This is a genomic window from Bacillus sp. HY001 (assembly GCF_007558965.1).
GTDB lineage: Bacteria > Bacillota > Bacilli > Bacillales > Bacillaceae_G > Bacillus_A > Bacillus_A mobilis.
Genome location: NZ_VLTE01000242.1, coordinates 1 through 629, shown reverse-complemented (window position 1 = coordinate 629; position 629 = coordinate 1). Strand labels below are relative to the sequence as shown.

Here is a 629-nt window from a genome sequence, read left to right as displayed (position 1 = left end):
TATCTAATCTTGGATGTAATTTAGTGGTAGTCATATGTCGTTATCCTCCTTGAATATACTCATTATTTTTCATATGTTAACATCGTACGGATTGACTCGCCCTTATGGAGCAATTCAAATGCCTCATTGATGTCTGTAAAGTTTAAGTGGTGTGTGATAAATGAATCGATATCGATTTTACCATCCATATAATCTTTAACCATTCCTGGAAGCTGTGTTCTACCTTTCACGCCGCCAAAAGCAGAACCACGCCATACTCGACCCGTTACTAATTGGAATGGACGAGTATGAATCTCTTTACCAGAGCCTGCTACACCGATAATTGTGCTTTCACCCCAACCTTTGTGACAACATTCAAGAGCAGACCTCATTACTTCAACATTACCAATACACTCGAAGCTATAATCTACTCCTCCATCTGTCATTTCGACTATAACTTCTTGAATTGGGCGGTCATAATCCACAGGATTCACAAAATCAGTCGCTCCCATTTTTTTAGCTAGTTCCCATTTTTCAGGATTTAGGTCAACTGCAATAATTCGGCTTGCCTTCGCTTGAACCAGTCCTTGAATAGCGGCTAATCCAATCGCTCCTAAACCAAATACAGCTGCCACAGCCCCTTCTTCTAC

The 629-nt window shown here is 40.7% G+C and carries 1 protein-coding gene; it reads right to left on the bottom strand.

The genetic code is table 11. The features are described from left to right. Positions 1 to 62: 62 nt before the first annotated feature. On the bottom strand, positions 63 to 629 hold a 567-nt coding region (locus FOT98_RS31085), incomplete at its 5' end, for a zinc-binding dehydrogenase (RefSeq protein ID WP_144291245.1).